Consider the following 19,636-nt stretch of genomic DNA (forward strand, 5'->3'; position numbering starts at 1 on the left):
CCACAGCGGAAATTTTAAAAACAACTCATTTTAACATTTTTTTAACATTTACAACGCCTCTCAGCTGTAGTGTTTATTTACATTTGAGTAATTAATTAATTAAATCCCTTACATTATGAGAACAAAAAAGTATTTAATTGCAATCGCAATTTTCGGTGGTATGTTATTTTTAGCTCAAGCTGCTAATCAGTATAACGCAGATGCACAACAAACAGCAAAAGTATCAAAAACAGCCAGACCAATCGCCGCTTAAAAGCGGAAATCAGGGGAAACAGCTTTTTACAGGAAGCTTAATTGCTGTATTTATTGCTATAACTCCTTATTTATTTTCCTTATATGAAAGTGTTCCACAACAACGTGTTTGGAGCACTTTTTTATTTACTTACGATAGCCAATGGTGGGAAGATGCCAATTACTTTGTTTGGGTTATTACGGGTAAACTTATACCCCTATATCTCTTATTTATATGGTTTTTTACTTGTCGCCATTGGTGGTACCACGTTCTTTTGGTTCCTATTGCCATGTATGTTTTTCAAACAATTGTAGTTTTAAATGCGGATTCTAAATTTATAGATGAGTTTCAACTCATATATTTAATACCAGTTATGGCCATTGTTATTCCAACCATATATTTGATAAGAGCCCAAATGTTTAATAAGATTAACACGACCACCAAGAGCATGCAGGAGCTTGAGGATGAGTTCAAATTAAAGCCAAAGAATTTTTGGGAAAGAATTAAGCAATATTTTTAATTTTTGATTGAAAACCGCTAATCCAATCTAGTGCGTTCTTCCAATTCCGGGTGTCTTTCGCTGTTTTTCAAGAAAACATTTCCGAATTTATAATTAAAGCCTAAAACAAATAATCTGGTTTCCCTTCTTAAATCTGAATAATTATCTTGATTTAAATACTTAATTGTGCTTGAATAATTTTGGTTGTTAAAAACATCAGTAACCCCAATATTTAATGCGGCTCTATTATCCCAAAATGTCTTTTTAAAATTAATATTTAGGCTGGATGATGAACTTGTTCTCTCAGGGCCATAGCTTGTTGGAGAGGAATAAACAAAGGATACATCCGCAGTTAAGCTTTTATTCTTTAATAAGGATAAATAGTTGTTTATTTCTGTATAAAAAGACCAGATATCTGTTGTAAAAATGGAGCTGCTATCTGGAGTGAAAAAATTGTTCTCATAATAAAAAATAGAACTAACCGAATAAATAGTCCACCAATTTAATATTTGCTTGTAGGTAATGAAATCAAGTCCATATGAAATAGATTGATCTAAATTTGTTCTTTTATAAATCAATAAGTTATCATCATTATCTTGATAAATGTATTCAAGAATTGGGTTGTTTTCATTACGGTAATAAAATTCAAAAGTATAATTGTTGTCAAACGTATACCCTAATGTAAACGTGTCATCTATTTGTGGAACTAACTTGGGGTCTCCAACAATATATGAATTATCGGTAAAAAAGTACTTAAATGGATTGAGCAAACTGTAACGAGGCCTATAAATCCGCCTACTATAATTCAGGTAAAGTTCATTTTTGTCGTTTAGTGTTTTTGAAATACTAAGCGATGGAAAAAGCTTCGCGTAATTTGATTTGTTTGTTTGACCCGTTGATATTGAATTACCCATTGTTTCTGTATATTCAAACCTAAACCCGGTCTTCAAACTCCAATCATCCCAATCTTGTGAATAGCTTACATAAGAAGCATAATTTTTTTCATCATATAAAAATTGATCTGAATTATTAAGGTCTTCAACCTTTAACCCGTTGTCAAAATCATATTGAGTTAAAATGTTATCTGAATCAATGCTTGAAAACTTTAATCCAGATTCAAACATTCCAGATTCTCCAGTTTGCAATTCATAATCTACCTGCCCAGTATAAAGCTTTATTTCCTGACTTGTAAATGTTTGAAACTTGTTGGTTCTAGAATTGGTTGTTCCTCCAGGATATAAATATGTTGTGCTTACATCTTGGTAACTTGAATCGTCAAAATCCGTATAATGCAAGCTAACCGAAATTTTTTCGCCATCATCCTTAAATTTATGCACATAATTTAGGTCTATTGATGTATTAATCGTTTCGTTTACCTTTTTGTTTAACGTGCTTTGAGTGGAATCCAATAACTGATTAGAGTTGTATATTTCGGCAACAGCATCTGAAGTGGTTTTTGAATTGTTTCGTGGAGCCAAAATTGTTAAAGCAGAAATGTTAAGCATATTATTGGCATTTATTTCATAATCAATATTGGCATTTATATTTTGGTTTGCAGATTTCTCAACTTTTTCAAAATCACTTTCCCATATACTCATGGTGTTGCCGTTTTCAATAAAATTTGTTTTTTGAAGAATTTGACTGAAATCTTTTTTGGGACTTATACTATAGTTTAAATATGTATTTAGTTTATTGGTCTTGAAGAAATGGCTGTTCCCAAAACTATATTTCGGAAATTCATGGCCCTGCTTATAATTTCCAAAAGCGCTCCCATGGTAACCGGAAATAATGTTTTTACTTGTTACAATGTTTAATACGGCATCGCCTTCAGCCTCATATTTTGCAGGTGGGTTTGTAATAACTTCAATGGATTTTATACCACTAGCATTAGTTCCCTCAAGTAATTGAATGACCTCTTTAGAAGATAAATGCACTTTTTTATCATTGATGTAAACCGTAGGTGTTGATTTTTTTATTTTAATCTTGTCGTCTACAATTAAAACACCTGGTGTATACTTTAAAACTTCAAGTACATTATCGTTTGATATCGTAGAATTTTCGACATTAAATACCAACCTGTCTACCATTCTTTTAACAGTCGGTTTTTTGGTAATAATCGTAACCCGATCAAGCTCCTGCAAGCTTTCCTCTAAAACCATAGTCCCTAAATCAACATCGCTCTCAAGATTAATATCTTTCAAAAACTCCTTATAACCCAAAAAACTAACTTTAAGTTTATAATTTCCAGAGGACACGCCATCAATTAAAAACTTTCCAGAATCATCGGTAATATCTCCAAATTCAGGATTCTCGTTAGTAACAATCAATACCACATTGGCATAAGCAATAGGCTGGTTATTGGTGTCTTTTACGTAGCCCGAAATTTTGAATTCTTGAGAGAAACTTACAAAGGGAATCAATAAACCACAAAGCAATAGCAGGTATCTGGTCATAAAGCAACTTATAACACAAATTTATAATTTTTTAATCAAATGAATGTGTGGCAAACCCACAGCTAAATTGTGCCTTTTTCCTACCATTATTAATTCTCGATTATTGGCTTATAAAAACATAAATTATTTTTCAGTTTCTGTTACCTTTAGAAAATAATTTGTAATTTGATTTTTCTTAAAAACTGAACATGGCTAAATCTATTTCACCTTTCACAAAACAACAACTTTTGCCACAAGAAGAAACGTTAGAAGTATTTAAAAAGAAAGGCGAATTATTCATTGGCATACCAAAAGAAACAGCTTTTCAAGAAAAGCGAGTGTGTTTAACACCAGATGCCGTATATGCGCTTGTTAGTAATGGGCATAGAGTTTTAATGGAGTCTGGAGCTGGTGAAGGTGCCAATTTTAGCGATAGAGATTATAGTGAAGCTGGAGCTGAAATAACGAAGGATACAGCAAAAGTCTTTTCATGTCCCATGATTTTGAAAGTTGAACCTCCTAGCCTTGAACAGGTTAAACTCATCAATCCTCAAACCATCCTGATTTCTGCTTTACAATTAAAAACACAATCAAAAAAATACTTTGAAACGCTTGCATCAAAACGCATTACTGCACTTGCATTTGAGTTCATAAGAGATGCAGATGGCAACTATCCTGCGGTAAAGTCGTTGAGCGAAATAGCCGGTACAGCATCTATTTTAATTGCCTCTGAATTATTATCGAACACGGAAAGTGGCAACGGACTTATGTTTGGAAATATTAGTGGCGTTCCTCCCGTAGAGGTGGTAATTTTGGGAGCCGGTACGGTTGGCGAGTTTGCTGCCAGAGGAGCCATAGGTCTAGGTGCCGGAGTTAAGGTTTTTGATAATTCAATCACCAAACTTAGACGTTTGCAATCACACCTTGGACGACCTATTTTCACATCCACTCTACAGCCCAAAAATTTAAAAAAAGCCTTAAGGCGTTGCGATGTCGTGATTGGAGCCGTGCGTGGTGTGAACAGATCGCCGATAGTTGTTACAGAAAGCCTCGTACAAACCATGAAAAAGGGTGCCATCATAATAGATGTAAGTATAGACATGGGTGGTTGTTTCGAGACTAGTGAGGTAACAACACATAACCAACCTACATTCATAAAGCATGATGTAGTGCATTACTGCGTTCCAAATATTCCTGCCAGATACCCCCGAACTTCATCGGTTTCCATCAGTAACATATTCACGCCTTACTTGCTAAAAATTGCCGAAGATGGCGGATTGGAAAATTCCATTAGATTTGATAGAGGTTTAAAAAATGGGTTGTACTTTTACCACGGCATTTTAACAAACAAATCTGTGGCCGAATGGTTTAATTTGGATTATAATGATGTTAATCTGCTCATTTTTTAACCCAAAGTCTTTGTTTATTCTCCTTTACCATATTTTAATATGAAACTAATACAGCGCATTGGCTACTATTTAGGTGGCTTTGCTATTGGCGTGATTATATTGGCCTTTTTCCTCGCCGGAAAAAAAACATCCTGCAGCTATGGGCTTGATGCACGGGTCTTAAAGAACATAAATTCCAAGAAATTAATTTACAGTCAGTCTGTTCAAAAATCTTTAGATGATAAAGTTGTAGATTCCATTGAAATCGATTATATATTAAAAAAGGGAGATATTAATTTTTCAGAAAGTGACCCAAGAAAAACACCTTGTGCAATTTATTCAGTTGAAGGGAACATAAAAAATAAGGAGCTTTTTCTAACAGTCGAAAATTGTGATAGCACAGCTACGATTATTAATTTGACAGCAAAACAAAATGATTATTAAACGAATCTTTGATGTTGTTTTGTCCTTAATAGGATTGATTCTCTTATTCCCTATCTTACTCTTGTTGGCCATTCTTATAAAACTGGACTCAAAGGGGCCTGTTCTTTTCATTCAAGGGCGTGTAGGCAAAAACAACAAGGACTTTAACATTTATAAATTTAGGACCATGCGCGTTCAGTCTGAAAAAAAAGGACTGCTAACACTGGGAAATAATGACTCACGAATCACAAAAATCGGCTATTTTTTGCGCCGTTATAAAATTGATGAATTTCCACAGTTGATCAATATTTTAAAGGGAGATATGAGTTTTGTCGGACCACGTCCGGAATTACGATATTATGTGAATTTTTATGGCGAAGACGATATGAAAATTTTTCTGGTGAAGCCTGGTATTACCGGGTTGGCTTCATTGAAATATAGAAATGAGGTTGAGCTTTTGAAGTCCGCGGAAAACTCTGAAGAGTTTTTTATAAAAACCGTTATTCCTAACAAACTAAAATTAAACAAAGAATACATAAAAAAAAGAAACTTCTTTTTTGATTTGAAGCTTATAGGCCTAACCGTTTTAAAAGCAATAACTAAATAATTCACATGCCTTTGGCTTAAAATATTATTATTCATACTTTGCAATTGTATTTCACCCCATAACAAGTACATGTTAGCGAAGTTAATCCCAAATGAATAAATTTTCAGCCAATCATATAGACCAACTATTAATTGATAGCGGACTATTTTCAACAAAACAAAAACCTACTGAATACAGTTCCAATTTCAACTTCACAGAAGAAACTATTCTCATAACTGGAGCTGCAGGTTCAATCGGTAGTGGGTTGTGCAAGCAATTCTTAACCTGTCAATTTAAAAAACTTATTTTGGTTGATATGGCCGAATCTCCGCTTTATGACCTCATTAAAGAACTGGAATTTGAAAATATTGACAGAATAGAGTTTCTTTTACTAAATATTATAGAAGAAGAATCATTACGACATGTCTTTTCAAGATATAAACCTTCGCTTATTTTTCATGCGGCAGCATACAAACATGTGCCCTTAATGGAAGAAAACCCATACGAAGCCGTAAAAAATAATTTATTTACTACTAAGTTATTAGCCGATTTGTCGATAGAACACAGCGTAAAAAAATTTATTTTTATTTCAACGGACAAAGCGGTAAATCCGGTGAGTGTTATGGGAACTACAAAGCTAATAGGTGAAAAATACTTGAGTAGTCTAAATTCCAAACATGAAACAGCTTTTTTCAATGCACGTTTTGGAAACATTTTAGGCTCAAATGGTTCGGTTATACCTTTGTTTAAAAAGCAAATAGAAAATGGCATGCCCATTACATTGACAGACAGAAGGATGTCTAGGTATTTTATTTGCAAGCGCAAGGCCTGTAATCTCATTTTAAAAATTGCCTTGTTTAACGAAAAAGCTCATGGCACATTTACATTCAATATGGGTGAACCAATCAGGATGGTTGATATTGTAGAAAGGATAATCCACTTGTTCAACAAGCAAACTCAAGATGTTGAAATAAGGCAGACAGGATTGCGTCCTGGTGAAAAGCTTGAAGAGGATATTATTTCTGAAAATGAAACTTTAATTCCTACAGAAATTACGGATATTCTCGCTGTTAAAGAAAAAATTGACTCAGAATTAAAACCAATAAATTTGTCTGAACTCTACCGAGTAACGCCATATATGTCAAATAACGAAATAAAGTCTATTTTAAAAGGCTACATATAAAGCTATAGCGTTTTTCTGCGCTTTTTTTCCTTGGTTAATAGTGCGAGTTCTCTACCTGTTTGCCCAGCAACTGAGGTGTTTTCTTCTGCCCTTCTTATTAAATAAGGCATAACATCTTTTACAGGGCCAAAAGGGACATATTTTGCCACGTTGTATCCTTTATTGGACAAATTAAAACTAATATGGTCGCTCATGCCGTATAATTGGCCAAACCAAACTCTTGGGTCGTTGTTCAAAAGTCCTTTTTCCTCCATCAAATTCATCAGCAAATAACAACTGTCCTCGTTATGGGTTCCTGCAAATAATGACATATCCTCCAAATTATCTGTCATATAGCGCACAGCCTTGTTAAAATTTTCGTCTGTTGCAAATTTACTCACGCAAATTGGTGACACATAACCTTTGTCTTCTGCCCTATCATTTTCCTTTTCCATGTAGGCACCTCTTACTAACTTATAACCTAAAAAATATTTACCTTCCTTAGCTTTTTTATGTTCATCAAGTAAAAAGGCAATTCTATCATGCCTATACATTTGTAGTGTGTTATAAACTATTGGCTTTTCAGTATTATATTTTTGCATCATTTTGGTCACTAAGCCATCAGCAGCACGTTGCATCCAGCTCTCCTCCGCATCAATCAGTATGGCAATATCATTTTCTTTAGCTTTTTTGCACACTTCATTGTACCGACCAACAACCCGATTCCACTCAATATTTTCAGACTCCGTCAAAATATCTCCCCTACTTACTTTTTCATATAAAGAGAAGCGTCCAAAACCGCTGGGTTTAAAAACTGCAATAGGAATAGCCTCAATTTCTTTTGCAAAATCAATAATGCCCAATATTTTATCTTTAGCAGCATCGAACTCCTTTTCGGATTCCTTCCCTTCAACCGAATAATCTAAAACCGAACTCACACCTTTAGAGTACATTTTTTCAATCACATTAAGGCAGTCAGCTTCATTTATCCCTCCACAAAAATGGTCAAAAACCGTTGATCTTATTAAGCCTTCAATGGGCAAACGGGCCTTAATGGCAAAATTTGTTGCTGCAGTGCCAATTTTAACAAGGGGTTCAATAGATATCATTTTAAATAAAAAATAAGCACGCTCTAATTCCGAATCATTTTTCAGCGAAAATGCTATTTCCGTATTGTCAAAAATTAAATCTGTGTTCATTAAAAATTTTAAATAATATTAGTTGTAACGAAGTTATCATTTTTTATAAAATCTCCTTAATTTCGCAGCGTAAAAAAATACCAAAATATTTTATGGATTCTATTACCGCTAATGACAGTATCATTCATTTTAATGATGTAAGCTATACTTCATTAAATCAACATCTTAAACAACGAAATTTTTCGAAAATTTTTATTCTTGTTGATGAAAATACGCATCAATTTTGTTTACCAAAGTTTTTGAACAATCTTGAAACGAATGCTGTAGTGGAAATCATTGAAATAGAATCTGGTGAAATCAACAAAACTATTGATACATGTGTTGGCGTTTGGAATACCCTTTCCGAACTGAATGCTGATAGAAAAAGCTTACTTATTAATATTGGTGGTGGTGTAATTACTGATTTAGGAGGTTTTGTTGCTTGCACATTTAAACGCGGTATAGCCTACGTAAATGTGCCTACTACTCTATTATCCATGGTTGATGCTTCTGTTGGTGGGAAAACGGGTGTTGATTTGGGGTATTTAAAAAATCAGATTGGTGTAATCAGTAATCCAGACTTAGTGTTGATTGACACTGAATTTTTAAACACATTACCCAAAAACCAAATGCGTTCTGGTTTAGCGGAAATGTTAAAACACGGACTTATAACAGGTGAAGACTACTGGAACAATTTTTTAGACTTATCAAAACTGTCCCTAAATGATTTAGATGAATTAATTCATGAATCTGTAATCATTAAAAAGAATGTGGTTGAAGAAGACCAATTTGAAACAGGTTTGCGTAAAACGCTCAATTTTGGGCATACTTTAGGGCATGCTGTCGAGTCGTATTTTTTGAGCCATAATGACAAACCAACTTTGTTGCATGGTGAGGCCATAATAGTAGGCATGATTTTAGAATGTTACATTTCCTCTAAAATGTTAGGCTTCCCAAAGGAAACCGTTTCTGAAATAAAAGATTTATTTATCGCTTATTACGGTAAAGTAGAAATAAATAAAGATGATTACACCCCTATCATAGATTTACTTAAGTACGATAAGAAAAATGATTACGGCAACATAAACTTCGTGCTTTTAAAGGATATTGGGGAGCCAAAACTAGATTGCATAGTTGACGAAAAGCTAATAGTTGATGCTTTCGAATTTTATTCAAAATAATTTATTTCAGCTTTAAAAGCAAAATGCCAAAGGTATCATGGCTAATTCAATAACAAAAACCAGCCATTTTGATGCTTATTTTTGTGATAAACAAGCAACTTAATTATAAGTTGAGGAATTCTATTAATATATTGAGTACTCTATGTAAATCATCCTCTGTTAAATTAGACCCACTGGGCAAACACAGGCCTCTGTTAAACAAATCTTCTGATATACCGTTCGCAAAATAAATAGAGTCTTTAAAAACCGGTTGCATGTGCATGGGTTTCCATAAAGGTCTTGATTCAATATCATCTTCTTGCAATGCAAGTCGCATTCCCTCTCTTAACTCATATGAATCCGTTGTTATGCACGTAATCCATCTATTGGAAAAGAAATTTTCAGGTTCTTCTAAAAATGAAATGCTATTAAATTTAGATAAATGCTTTTTGTAAAATTCAAAATTCCTTCTTCTTGCTGCAACGTGCTCTTCAAGAACTTCCATTTGCCCTCTTCCTATTCCTGCCAAAACATTGCTCATTCTATAATTATGTCCAATTGTGGAATGTTCATAATGCGGTGCATTATCTCTAGCTTGTGTTGATAAAAATATGGCCTTATCTTTTTGTTCCTTGGAATTAACGACTATGGCTCCTCCACCTGAAGTGGTAATTATTTTGTTTCCATTGAATGAAAAAACACCAATATCAGAAAGTGTCCCACAGTAATTATTATGATATCTACTACCCAAAGCTTCTGCACTATCCTCAACAACTGGAATGTCATATTTTTTGGCAACGGCATTGATTTCTTTTGCTTTATATGGCATGCCGTATAAATGAGTAGCAACTATAGCCTTAGGTTTTTTATATTTTTGAATTCTATCTTGAATGGCTATTTCCAGTAGTTCGGGGGACATATTCCATGTATCAGGCTCACTATCTATAAATATAGGAGATGCTCCTTGATACACAATGGGATTGGCGGATGCCGAAAAAGTAAAACTTTGGCATAAAACCTCATCCCCCTGTGATACATTAAGGAGCTGCAAAGCCAAATGGATAGCAGCCGTACCTGAAGCTAAAGCAGCAACATGTTTATCACCACCGATATAATGTTCAATGTCATTTTCAAAACCATTAACATTTGGGCCTAATGGGGCAATCCAGTTGGTTGTAAACGCTTCATTCACAAATTTCTGCTCAGAACCTCCCATGTGAGGTGAAGACAAATATATTTTACTTTTAGTTAGCATTTAAAATGTTTTAAATCCCACATAACAAGCTTCGCGCCATAATTGTCCAAAATATAACGGCTAATGATTTTAAAAAAACCATTGGATAGTTCTCTCTGAATCATTAAACAAAATTATCAATCAACTAATAACTGTATAATTAATAATGATAATTTAAAACATATTATCTAAAAAATTAATAAGTAATCGATGTTTTCCGAGAGCTTGTATATTTGAATTTATTTTACTTAATTAGATTAATATGCTATTAATCAATTCAATCTTGTTAAATATGTTATAAATTTAATAATTGATTTAATGCAACGGCCAAAAGCGTGATTAAAATCGGTTAACTACATTACCATGCTTACGACAGATAAAGTTTGTTGGTTACCGATTCTCAATTATTTTAATCTTCTTTAAATGTTATAAACGATAAAAGTTTCTAATAATTTTTCACATATTTGTAATAATAACAAATTTAAACCCAAATCGAAATGATTGAAACATTAAAAGGCAAGACAGTGTTGGTTACTGGTGGTGCTGGATTTATAGGTTCAAATTTATGTGAAACACTCCTTTTAAATGATATTAATACAGTTTGTTTAGATAATTTTGCAACGGGTAAACGAGAAAACATAACCCCCTTTCTTAAGAATAAGAACTTTAAGCTTATTGAAGGCGACATAAGAAGCCTTAAAGATTGCCATGTTGCATGTACCGAGGTAGATTTTGTTTTGCACCAAGCTGCACTTGGGTCTGTGCCTAGATCAATAAAAGACCCTGTAACTACCAACGATGTTAATGTTTCAGGATTTTTAAATATGCTTGTTGCTGCCCGTGACGCAAAAGTAAAACGCTTTGTTTATGCAGCAAGTTCTTCCACTTATGGGGACCATGAAGCACTTCCAAAAGTTGAAGAAGTTATCGGCAAACCTCTTTCTCCTTATGCTGTAACGAAATATGTCAATGAATTATATGCAGATATTTTCCAAAAAACATATGGATTAGATACAATTGGTCTCAGGTATTTTAATGTTTTTGGAAAACGTCAAGACCCTAATGGAGCGTATGCCGCAGTAATCCCGCTTTTTGTAAAACAACTAATCAAACACGAGTCTCCCATAATTAATGGAGATGGAAGTTATTCTCGGGATTTCACATACATAGACAATGTAATCCAAATGAACATTTTATCTTTAACGACAACTAACAAAGATGCATTAAATACTGTATATAATGTGGCTTATGGTGAAAGAACGACTTTGTTGGAACTGGCAACCCTCTTAAAAAAACATCTTTCTGAGTTTGACAAATCAATAAACAATGTTGAAATAAAACACCGTGAAAACAGGGTTGGAGATATTCCCCACTCTTTGGCATCTATCGACAAGGCTAAGCTTCTTTTAGGCTATAATCCAAAATATAATATCAATGATGGCATTAAGAAAGCCTTAGATTGGTATTGGAAGCACCTATAACAAATAAAAATAACAAAAATGTGTTGTATTGAAGCAGGTTGTGTTGGCGGGTCAAAAATGGTAATAATCCAAAACAAGAAAATTGCAATTGTAAAAACAAAAAATTGAAAAAATGTACCAAAAAAAGACAAAGACTAATACAGATAAAATTATCAATTAACTGAAATGCATTTCAGTTAAACGCAAGAAAATACAAGTAAAATATTATATCGTTCAATTTGAAATATATCTTATAAAATCAAAGGTTATATTATGGACCTTAATGGCAAAATGGAAAGCACTTAAACACATCACTAGAAAACGTATCAATTGCTAAAAAAACTGCTTATATTTATTTTGAAGGATATTATTAATAAAGAAAAAATTGATGCCATTGAATTTGAATATTATTCAATGCGCCAATAATTTAAAATTATGAATGGATACAAAATTGCTGTCATTGGGTTGGGATACGTTGGACTGCCTCTTGCTAGATTGTTTGCAACAAAATATAACGTTGTTGGTTTCGATATTGACCACAAAAGAGTTCATGAACTATCAAAAGGGAATGATACTACTCTTGAAGTTGAATCGAACGTTTTAAAATCAGTATTAAAATCACATCAAGATGAAGACATTGGCCTTTTTTGCTCATCAAACCTCAATGATATAAAAAATTGCAATTACTATGTAGTTACAGTCCCTACACCAATAGACAAAAACAACAGGCCAGACTTAACCCCTTTATATAAATCCAGTGAAACTGTTGGTAAAGTTTTAAAAAAAGGAGACATCGTTATTTATGAATCTACTGTATATCCTGGGGTTACCGAAGACGAGTGCATTCCCGTTCTAGAAAAAACAAGTGGGTTAAAATTTAATGAAGACTTTTTTGCAGGATATTCGCCAGAACGCATTAACCCCGGAGACAAAGAGCATACCGTAGATAAGATTTTAAAGGTAACTGCAGGGTCTACACCAGAAGTTGGAAAAAAAGTAGATAAATTATATGCCAGTGTTATTACCGCAGGAACCCATCTAGCTCCTTCCATTAAGGTTGCTGAAGCTGCAAAAGTCATCGAGAATTCGCAACGAGACATTAATATTGCTTTCGTTAATGAGCTTGCTAAAATATTTAACTTAATGCATATAGATACCCATTCGGTTTTAGAGGCAGCTGCCACAAAATGGAACTTTTTACCATTTAAACCCGGCCTTGTAGGTGGTCATTGTATCGGTGTCGACCCCTATTATCTTGCCCAAAAAGCCCAGGAAGTGGGTTATCATCCTGAAATTATTTTGGCCGGACGAAGGGTCAATGATAGCATGGGACAATATGTCGCTTCCGAAATCATTAAGATAATGATAGGGAAAGATATTAGAATAAAAGATGCCAAGGTTTTAGTACTAGGAATTACATTTAAGGAAAATTGCCCTGACGTTAGAAACACTAAGGCAGTTGATGTAATTAATCAGCTAAAAAGTTTTGGCACAGATGTTACCATATTTGATCCTTGGGCAAACCCAACCGAAGTAAATCATGAATACAACTTGGAAACTACCCAAATTTTACCAAATGAAAAATTTGATGCCATAGTTTTAACGGTTGCCCATAAAGAATATTTAAAGTTGAACTTAAATTTATTATTAAAAAATAAGGGTTTAATATATGATGTGAAAGGAATTATTCCTTGCTCTAGTTTAAGCTATAGGCTTTAAATAATTTAAAATATTATATATTTAGATTGGTTTTACAACATGTAACATATAATTAACTCAATAAACAATTGCAAATATCTAGATTAAAACATTCTTTATAAGATTCAACCAAAGCTAAAGGGGCAAAAGGCCTATAGGCTTCACTTTGCTTCACCTCTGTATCAATTTATCTTTCATATCCATAAACGTTGGGTTGCGAGTATACTCCTATTACCGAACGCCCAGGACCTATTTCCATTGAACCTTGAAACCTACCAACAATTTTAATATGAGCAAGCAAGGAAGCTCCCCGTTCAAAAAAACCATCATGATATTTAACTTTAACTTTCGCTACATCCAAAACCTTTTTGAGGTTTTTATTAGAATATTTTGTACAAAAATATTCATCAAATTACCAAAATACTTCAATAATCTAAACAATGTTTGATTGAACTTGTGAAAATATCAGAAACAAAAAATCTATGATATAAAAAAAAGCCTCTGGTTTAGAGGCTTTATCTGTATATGCATAAAAATTAAATTTTACATATCGTTAAAAATAGAATGCATCAATCGTTTCTTATCGTTAATGCTTTCTTCCAAAGAAATCATCGTCTCGGTTCTGTAAACGCCTTCTATATCATCCAATAAGAAGATAACTTCTTTGGCGTGTTCCGTACTTCTTGCACGTATTTTACAGAAAATATTGAACTTACCAGTTGTTATATGGGCTACCGTTACATAGGCGATTTCATTTATACGCTCTAAAACAAATTTGGTTTGTGATGTATTATTTAAGTAAACACCAACATAGGCTATAAATGAATAACCCAATTTTTTGTAATCCAACATTAAGGAAGAGCCTTTAATAATACCCGATTCTTCCATTTTTTTTACACGGACGTGGACAGTACCAGCAGAGATTAGTAATTTTTTTGCAATGTCAGTAAACGGAATTCTTGTATTATCAATTAACATATCAAGAATTTGATGATCGATTTCGTCTAATTTTATTCTCCCCATAATTAACTTTTCTTAAATAAAAAGCAAAATTAATACATTTTTGTTAATAATTACACATAATTCATGTACTTTATTTCGAAATTAATGAGATTTTTTCATTATTCAATATTACGCAAACGTTTTCGTAATCTATTTCTATAGCTTCATTATCCACTCCAAGTAATTTATTTCCTTCAGCATTAATCTCCCTGTGTCCAAAATAATTTTCTAACTTCTCAATTTTCAGCACCTTAGGGATAAATTCTATTTTTTTTCCAACTAATCGTTCTTGAAATTGAAAACCAACATCAACAACCTCCTCTCCCACTAAAGTATTTCTTATAATAACATCAAAAAACCATTTTTCATTTTCTGGGATATTAAAATAAGGTTCATAAAAATTGCCGACTACCTCATTCTTTGCAATATAACCAAGTGATGTTATATATGATAAGTAAATGAGTTCGCGCGTTTTTTCCCTGCCGTAATCTCCTGGGAAATGCCCTGCCTCAAAAAGAATTGTGGGCACATTTTCACTCTGGAATGTATCACCAACACAATTTATATTAAATGCATCATCATAAACGCCAACATGGTTGGGAATTACTTCCTGCAAAGCTTTATCCATAACAGCGATTATTTCCATGGCCACTTTTCTGTTCGTTGTGACGTCACAGGCTTCATCTTGTGCTGGGGAGAGAAATGAAACAATCGCGGACTTATTTTTGTTCCCCGCACTAAAAATAGTGCGTTGACCATGTAAGTTGTAGCAATAATGCGGTTTAAAACTATTAAATACAGACCTCAATACTTTACTTTCAGGTTGTGTTAAATTTTGTGCATCCCGGTTCAAATCGACCTCATTGGCATTTACCCGAGTATAAGCGGCAGCGCCATCTGGATTCAAAATTGGAATGATGTATAACGTGCAATTTTCCAGTATGTCATTTAAACCAGATAAATCATTCAATAACGCATTTAACAAATCAAACAAAGACTTGGTTGTTGTAGATTCATTACCGTGCATTTGAGACCACATCAAAACCCTTTTCTTTCCATAACCTAATTTTAAACCATATATTGATTTGCCTAAAACTGATTTACCAATCGTTTCCAAAACAACCTTTTGACCCAATTTTTCTAATAAGGGTTCTATATGATTATTGGTTATGTAACGATGCTGTAAACTGCTCTCTTTGTGTTTGTAAAAAAGGTTTTTTATATAATCAACTTCCATGCGATTTCCTTTAATTGACAAATGTAAACATTTAATAATTTACAATTGTAAACACTTATTTTTGAAGTTTTGTTTACAATTGTGTCATTCTTTGACTATTGATGTAAATTTATAAAGGTGAAATTTATTATTATATTTTAAATATGTTTTAATATATTATAATTCAATATATTATATTTATTTATGTAAACTTTTAATTTTAAATAAAACTAAATAAAAGACTATTTATTTCATTCTATTTAAGTTGTTTTATTACATTTGTAAAACAAAACGCCCCAAACATATATTTACAATGATAAACACTGAGGATTTCATTAAAAGGATGCGAAAAGTGATGGACTATTACGGAGAGTCTGCTTCATCGTTTGCCGAAAAAATTGGCGTGCAACGCTCCAGCATTTCACACATATTGTCTGGAAGAAATAAACCGAGTTTGGATTTTATTTTAAAAGTACTTTCCTCCTTTCCGGAAATTGATTTGTATTGGTTGTTTAATGGAAAAGGAAATTTCCCCTCTGAAGAAAAAAATAAAATTGTAGAAGAAGTAAAAACGCCCGTCGAGGAAAAAACAACAAGTAATCAATTTAAAATCGAAAATTTGGCTGATAAAACGATTGAGCGTATTGTCATTTTTTATTCGGACGGAAGTTTCAAAAATTTCCAGAATTAACTGTTCTGTTTTGTATTTTTGCTGAAACTAATTTTATGCGCTTTCTATACCTAGCTCTATTCCTTTTACTGTTTAATTGCTACGAATCTCAAAGGAATTGCAAAGACTTTAAAACGGGAACATTTTACAGCGAAGTCATTATTGATGACATTCTATACAAATCGGAATTCGAAAGAAGCGAAACTCTTCAAGTTGAAAGTTACAATGGCAAAATAGACTCGTCACAACTAAGATGGATAAACGATTGCGAAGTTATTTTCAAAACAATCAACCCAAAAAACATGGCTGAACAAAAGGACATCCATCTTAAAATATTAACCACAACCGATTCCTCATACACTTTTGAGTATTCGTATATTGGCGAAACCAAAAAACAAAAGGGTGTAGCCTATAAGGCAAAATAACAGTTAATCGAAAGGATAAAGGAAAGCCTCAACCAAATTGAATTTCAACTCTCTGTTTTGCGTTATTTGGTAAGTTAAAAAGATTTCGCCCCAATATTGCCCATCTGAAAAATCAGCAATAATCCATTTGTGATTTAACATCTTTACCGTGTTTATCATCATCTTTCTGCCCTCACTCGCAGCATACGGCACTATTGGGTGATCGCCTTTTACCTCGTTTAATTTGTAAAGCTCGTCTTTAATGAACGGTATGAGTTCATCAACATTATAACCATCTCTTTCAAAATAACTTATGGCATCTTCGTTTCGATAAAGATTAAAATGAGAAAGCTCCAAGATATCATTTTCCAAAACAGCAATGGAATCTTTATACTTCTGGGAAAGGGCTTTATATTTTTCTAGTTTGGAATTTACATCTTCAAAAACCCGCTTTGTATTCATATACTGAAACAACACGAGCAGTATAGAAAACACAAACAAATACATGAAAATTTTCTGTTTCATAATCTTTTATTTAAAACGGTAATTTGCAATTCGTCATAGGCCAAAAACACATTATCAGGCAATAGTTCCTGAACTTCATCATGAAAGCCCAGTAAATGGCTAATGTGCGTTAAATAGGCCTTTTCCGGGTTAACTCTTTCAATAAACTGAAGCGCTTCCTCTAAATTAAAATGAGACCTATGTGGAGTAATCCTCAGTGCATTAACCACAAGAACCTTAACACCTTTTAGCTTTTCAACTTCTTTGTCTTTAACGATTTTCATATCGGTTAAATAGGCAAAATCCTTAAAACGGAAACCAAAAACACTTAATTCTGCATGTTTACCTTTTATAGGCACAACAGTCAACCCATTTAACAAAAACGGCTTGTTTTTAATTCTATTCTCCATTACCGCTGGCGCCCCCGGATACTTGTTTTCTGTAACAAAAAAATAACTGAAGCGCTTTTTAATTTCTTTTAAAACACGCTTATGGGCATAGATTGGCACATCTCCCTGCCTAAAATAAAACGGCCTAATATCATCCAATCCTAAAACATGATCAGAATGTTCGTGCGTAAACAAAATACCATCAATTCTTTTGCAATTGGCCCGCAGCATTTGATACCTGAAATCTGGACCACAATCAATTACAAAAGTATTATCACTCCATTCCACCAAAATAGAAACCCTTAGGCGCTTATCCTTTGGATTTTTACTTAGGCAAACTGGATGATTGCTCCCAATAATAGGGATTCCTTGCGAAGTACCCGTTCCAAGAAAGGTAATTTTCAAAATATCGTAATTTTTAGTCAAAAATAAGGTTATTTTTCCGTTTCAGATAGTAATTTAATATCTTTACTCATATATAGAATTTAACCTGACAAGTATGGAGATTACTATTAAAGGAGATAAAGAATTTGATGATATTCCTTCATTAAAATCGAAAGCACTTCGCATAAACTTAAACGAAAATATTTACGGAACATTTGCTGAAATTGGCGCGGGGCAAGAAACATGTAGGCATTTTTTTAGAGCTGGTGGCGCTTCTGGAACCATTGCAAAGGCAATGTCAGCTTACGATAAAGATTTTAGTGATGCTATTTATGGTGTTGAGGACGATGGGCGTTATGTGACCCAACCCCGTTTAAAAAAAATGTTGGCTCACGAAATGAATCTAATCGAAAACAGGTTAACCCGTGAAAAAAACCCTAATAAAATATTTTTTACTTATGCCAATACGGTAGCCACTATTGATTTTGCAAAACAGTTTAAAGGGCATGGATGGGTTGGCATTAGGTACCAAGTTGAAGCTGGTGCCGATTATAACGAGATTATTTTGCATCTGCGTTTTAAAGAAACCGATGCTAGATTGCAACAGGAAACATTGGGAATATTGGGCACCAATTTAATTTACGGGGCCTTTTATAAATACAACCAGCCAAAAAAACTACTACGCTATTTGTATGACCATTTGGATAAAGACCAACTGGAAATAGACACGATAAATTTTGATGGACCCGTTTTTAAAAACGTGGATAACCGACTAATGAGCTTACAGTTGGTTAAAAATGGTATGACCGATGCGGTAATGTTTGGTCCGGACGGAACAAATGTTTTACCCGCAAAAGTATTTTACAAGAAAAACATATTGGCGCTTCGAGGTAGTTTCCGGCCTGTTACCAAAGTAAATATGGCCATGTATGAGAAATCATATAACATGTTTATTAAAGAAAATAAAGTTGACAAGGACAAAACTGTTGTGGTTTTTGAAATCACTTTGTCAAACTTAAGGGCCGAAGGTGAAATTGATGAACAGGATTTTATTGATAGAGCAGATTTATTATGCTCACTCGGGCATTCGGTAATGATTTCCAATTTCCAGGAATATTTTAAAGTGGTTGAATATTTTTCAAATTACACTAAAGCCAGAATGGGATTGGCCATGGGCGTGAGTAATTTAATTGAAATTTTTGATGAAAAATACTATCGCCACATAAGCGGTGGTATTTTGGAAGCCTTTGGAAAGCTTTTCTTCAAAGATTTAAAGGTTTACCTCTACCCAATGCTTGATGAAAAAACTGGAGAATTGATTACCAGTGAAAACCTGAAAGTTTACCCGAGAATGAAGGAATTATACAAATTCTTTAAATACAACGGTAAGGTTGTTGATATTAAAGACTACGATGAAAAAATCATGAATATTTTTTCACGTGAAATCTTGCGCATGATTTCCGAAGGTGAAACAGGCTGGGAAGATATGGTTCCCGATGGAACAGCAGAGCTCATAAAGGATTACAGATTATTCGGCTATACCAGAAAACCGTTAACCCTAAGCAGAAAGAGGAAAGTACGTTAATTGGCAATAAACAAAAAAGAGACTGAAAGC

20 protein-coding genes are annotated in these 19,636 nt (G+C 33.5%); 12 read left to right on the plus strand and 8 right to left on the minus strand.

Features of this window, described 5'->3' with window-relative positions; genetic code table 11:
• Nucleotides 1-115: 115 nt before the first annotated feature.
• Both ACB104_RS00375 and ACB104_RS00380 read left to right on the plus strand, forming a co-directional pair.
• The gene (locus tag ACB104_RS00375; protein ID WP_370476202.1) at nt 116-253 is read left to right on the plus strand and encodes a hypothetical protein; all 138 of its coding nucleotides are present in this window, start codon (nt 116-118) and stop codon (nt 251-253) included.
• Nucleotides 201-752 carry a hypothetical protein gene (locus tag ACB104_RS00380; RefSeq protein WP_370476204.1) on the plus strand — a complete coding sequence of 184 codons (552 nt, stop codon included), beginning with the start codon at nt 201-203 and terminating at the stop codon, nt 750-752. The genes ACB104_RS00375 and ACB104_RS00380 overlap by 53 nt, the downstream gene beginning before the upstream one ends.
• 17 nt (nt 753-769) lie before the next feature.
• Here the strand turns inward: ACB104_RS00380 and ACB104_RS00385 are convergent, their stop codons facing one another.
• On the minus strand, nt 770-3,184 hold the full coding sequence (locus tag ACB104_RS00385) for an outer membrane beta-barrel family protein (protein WP_370476205.1): 2,415 nt from the start codon (nt 3,182-3,184) through the stop codon (nt 770-772).
• Nucleotides 3,185-3,372: 188 nt separating this feature from the next.
• Between ACB104_RS00385 and ACB104_RS00390 the strand changes: the two genes are divergently transcribed.
• The 4 genes from ACB104_RS00390 to ACB104_RS00405 all read left to right on the plus strand — a co-directional run bounded on the left by ACB104_RS00390 (nt 3,373) and on the right by ACB104_RS00405 (nt 6,743).
• The gene (locus ACB104_RS00390) at nt 3,373-4,572 is read left to right on the plus strand and encodes an alanine dehydrogenase (RefSeq protein ID WP_370476207.1); all 1,200 of its coding nucleotides are present in this window, start codon (nt 3,373-3,375) and stop codon (nt 4,570-4,572) included.
• A gap of 39 nt (nt 4,573-4,611) precedes the next feature.
• Nucleotides 4,612-4,995 (plus strand): hypothetical protein, encoded by a 384-nt coding sequence (locus ACB104_RS00395; protein WP_370476208.1) that lies wholly within the window; start codon nt 4,612-4,614, stop codon nt 4,993-4,995.
• Nucleotides 4,985-5,581 (plus strand): sugar transferase, encoded by a 597-nt coding sequence (locus tag ACB104_RS00400; RefSeq protein ID WP_370476210.1) that lies wholly within the window; start codon nt 4,985-4,987, stop codon nt 5,579-5,581. The genes ACB104_RS00395 and ACB104_RS00400 overlap by 11 nt, the downstream gene beginning before the upstream one ends.
• 91 nt (nt 5,582-5,672) lie before the next feature.
• On the plus strand, nt 5,673-6,743 hold the full coding sequence (locus ACB104_RS00405) for a polysaccharide biosynthesis protein (RefSeq protein ID WP_370476212.1): 1,071 nt from the start codon (nt 5,673-5,675) through the stop codon (nt 6,741-6,743).
• Between the two features lie 2 nt (nt 6,744-6,745).
• Here the strand turns inward: ACB104_RS00405 and ACB104_RS00410 are convergent, their stop codons facing one another.
• Entirely contained in the window at nt 6,746-7,921 is a 1,176-nt protein-coding gene (locus tag ACB104_RS00410; protein ID WP_370476213.1) for a proline dehydrogenase family protein, read from the minus strand.
• Between the two features lie 92 nt (nt 7,922-8,013).
• On the opposite strand from ACB104_RS00410, the gene aroB reads away from it, so the two are divergent.
• Nucleotides 8,014-9,081: a 3-dehydroquinate synthase gene (gene aroB, locus ACB104_RS00415; RefSeq protein ID WP_370476215.1), complete on the plus strand. Its 1,068-nt coding sequence runs from the start codon at nt 8,014-8,016 to the stop codon at nt 9,079-9,081.
• 103 nt (nt 9,082-9,184) lie between these two features.
• Here the strand turns inward: aroB and ACB104_RS00420 are convergent, their stop codons facing one another.
• Nucleotides 9,185-10,315 carry a DegT/DnrJ/EryC1/StrS family aminotransferase gene (locus ACB104_RS00420; RefSeq protein WP_370476217.1) on the minus strand — a complete coding sequence of 377 codons (1,131 nt, stop codon included), beginning with the start codon at nt 10,313-10,315 and terminating at the stop codon, nt 9,185-9,187.
• Nucleotides 10,316-10,791: 476 nt separating this feature from the next.
• Here ACB104_RS00420 and ACB104_RS00425 point away from each other — a divergent pair, with 476 nt between their 5' ends.
• Together ACB104_RS00425 and ACB104_RS00430 are read left to right on the plus strand one after the other, a co-directional pair.
• A complete protein-coding gene (locus ACB104_RS00425) occupies nt 10,792-11,775 on the plus strand; it encodes an SDR family oxidoreductase (protein WP_370476218.1) in 984 nt (327 codons plus the stop codon).
• Between the two features lie 414 nt (nt 11,776-12,189).
• Nucleotides 12,190-13,473 (plus strand): nucleotide sugar dehydrogenase, encoded by a 1,284-nt coding sequence (locus ACB104_RS00430; RefSeq protein WP_370476220.1) that lies wholly within the window; start codon nt 12,190-12,192, stop codon nt 13,471-13,473.
• A 166-nt stretch (nt 13,474-13,639) separates the two neighbouring features.
• Here ACB104_RS00430 and ACB104_RS00435 read toward each other — a convergent pair whose 3' ends face one another.
• From ACB104_RS00435 to ACB104_RS00445, 3 genes are all read right to left on the minus strand, one after another.
• A complete protein-coding gene (locus ACB104_RS00435; RefSeq protein WP_370476221.1) occupies nt 13,640-13,813 on the minus strand; it encodes a hypothetical protein in 174 nt (57 codons plus the stop codon).
• A 182-nt stretch (nt 13,814-13,995) separates the two neighbouring features.
• Nucleotides 13,996-14,475: an Lrp/AsnC family transcriptional regulator gene (locus ACB104_RS00440; RefSeq protein WP_370476223.1), complete on the minus strand. Its 480-nt coding sequence runs from the start codon at nt 14,473-14,475 to the stop codon at nt 13,996-13,998.
• Nucleotides 14,476-14,545: 70 nt separating this feature from the next.
• On the minus strand, nt 14,546-15,691 hold the full coding sequence (locus tag ACB104_RS00445; protein WP_370476225.1) for a M14 family zinc carboxypeptidase: 1,146 nt from the start codon (nt 15,689-15,691) through the stop codon (nt 14,546-14,548).
• A gap of 292 nt (nt 15,692-15,983) precedes the next feature.
• Here ACB104_RS00445 and ACB104_RS00450 point away from each other — a divergent pair, with 292 nt between their 5' ends.
• Together ACB104_RS00450 and ACB104_RS00455 are read left to right on the plus strand one after the other, a co-directional pair.
• The gene (locus ACB104_RS00450) at nt 15,984-16,361 is read left to right on the plus strand and encodes a helix-turn-helix domain-containing protein (protein WP_370476226.1); all 378 of its coding nucleotides are present in this window, start codon (nt 15,984-15,986) and stop codon (nt 16,359-16,361) included.
• Nucleotides 16,362-16,396: 35 nt separating this feature from the next.
• Nucleotides 16,397-16,765, plus strand: a complete 369-nt coding sequence (locus tag ACB104_RS00455; RefSeq protein WP_370476228.1) for a DNA topoisomerase IV — start codon at nt 16,397-16,399, stop codon at nt 16,763-16,765.
• A gap of 3 nt (nt 16,766-16,768) precedes the next feature.
• Here the strand turns inward: ACB104_RS00455 and ACB104_RS00460 are convergent, their stop codons facing one another.
• Together ACB104_RS00460 and ACB104_RS00465 are read right to left on the minus strand one after the other, a co-directional pair.
• Nucleotides 16,769-17,269 (minus strand): hydrolase, encoded by a 501-nt coding sequence (locus ACB104_RS00460; RefSeq protein WP_370476230.1) that lies wholly within the window; start codon nt 17,267-17,269, stop codon nt 16,769-16,771.
• A complete protein-coding gene (locus ACB104_RS00465; protein WP_370476231.1) occupies nt 17,266-18,042 on the minus strand; it encodes an MBL fold metallo-hydrolase in 777 nt (258 codons plus the stop codon). The genes ACB104_RS00460 and ACB104_RS00465 overlap by 4 nt, the downstream gene beginning before the upstream one ends.
• A 94-nt stretch (nt 18,043-18,136) precedes the next feature.
• Between ACB104_RS00465 and ACB104_RS00470 the strand changes: the two genes are divergently transcribed.
• The gene (locus ACB104_RS00470; RefSeq protein ID WP_370476233.1) at nt 18,137-19,606 is read left to right on the plus strand and encodes a TonB-dependent receptor; all 1,470 of its coding nucleotides are present in this window, start codon (nt 18,137-18,139) and stop codon (nt 19,604-19,606) included.
• Nucleotides 19,607-19,636: the final 30 nt, after the last annotated feature.

It is taken from the genome of Tamlana flava (assembly GCF_041287255.1).
Classification (GTDB): Bacteria; Bacteroidota; Bacteroidia; order Flavobacteriales; family Flavobacteriaceae; genus Tamlana; species Tamlana flava.

Excerpts from the sequence above, each read along its gene's own strand:
- ACB104_RS00375 (WP_370476202.1), top strand. The coding sequence starts at position 116 with ATGAGAACAAAAAAGTATTTAATTGCAATCGCAATTTTCGGTGGTATG.
- ACB104_RS00380 (WP_370476204.1), top strand. The coding sequence starts at position 201 with ATGCACAACAAACAGCAAAAGTATCAAAAACAGCCAGACCAATCGCCG.
- ACB104_RS00385 (WP_370476205.1), bottom strand. The coding sequence starts at position 3,184 with ATGACCAGATACCTGCTATTGCTTTGTGGTTTATTGATTCCCTTTGTA.
- ACB104_RS00390 (WP_370476207.1), top strand. The coding sequence starts at position 3,373 with ATGGCTAAATCTATTTCACCTTTCACAAAACAACAACTTTTGCCACAA.
- ACB104_RS00395 (WP_370476208.1), top strand. The coding sequence starts at position 4,612 with ATGAAACTAATACAGCGCATTGGCTACTATTTAGGTGGCTTTGCTATT.
- ACB104_RS00400 (WP_370476210.1), top strand. The coding sequence starts at position 4,985 with ATGATTATTAAACGAATCTTTGATGTTGTTTTGTCCTTAATAGGATTG.
- ACB104_RS00405 (WP_370476212.1), top strand. The coding sequence starts at position 5,673 with ATGAATAAATTTTCAGCCAATCATATAGACCAACTATTAATTGATAGC.
- ACB104_RS00410 (WP_370476213.1), bottom strand. The coding sequence starts at position 7,921 with ATGAACACAGATTTAATTTTTGACAATACGGAAATAGCATTTTCGCTG.
- aroB (WP_370476215.1), top strand. The coding sequence starts at position 8,014 with ATGGATTCTATTACCGCTAATGACAGTATCATTCATTTTAATGATGTA.
- ACB104_RS00420 (WP_370476217.1), bottom strand. The coding sequence starts at position 10,315 with ATGCTAACTAAAAGTAAAATATATTTGTCTTCACCTCACATGGGAGGT.
- ACB104_RS00425 (WP_370476218.1), top strand. The coding sequence starts at position 10,792 with ATGATTGAAACATTAAAAGGCAAGACAGTGTTGGTTACTGGTGGTGCT.
- ACB104_RS00430 (WP_370476220.1), top strand. The coding sequence starts at position 12,190 with ATGAATGGATACAAAATTGCTGTCATTGGGTTGGGATACGTTGGACTG.
- ACB104_RS00440 (WP_370476223.1), bottom strand. The coding sequence starts at position 14,475 with ATGGGGAGAATAAAATTAGACGAAATCGATCATCAAATTCTTGATATG.
- ACB104_RS00445 (WP_370476225.1), bottom strand. The coding sequence starts at position 15,691 with ATGGAAGTTGATTATATAAAAAACCTTTTTTACAAACACAAAGAGAGC.
- ACB104_RS00450 (WP_370476226.1), top strand. The coding sequence starts at position 15,984 with ATGATAAACACTGAGGATTTCATTAAAAGGATGCGAAAAGTGATGGAC.
- ACB104_RS00455 (WP_370476228.1), top strand. The coding sequence starts at position 16,397 with ATGCGCTTTCTATACCTAGCTCTATTCCTTTTACTGTTTAATTGCTAC.
- ACB104_RS00460 (WP_370476230.1), bottom strand. The coding sequence starts at position 17,269 with ATGAAACAGAAAATTTTCATGTATTTGTTTGTGTTTTCTATACTGCTC.
- ACB104_RS00470 (WP_370476233.1), top strand. The coding sequence starts at position 18,137 with ATGGAGATTACTATTAAAGGAGATAAAGAATTTGATGATATTCCTTCA.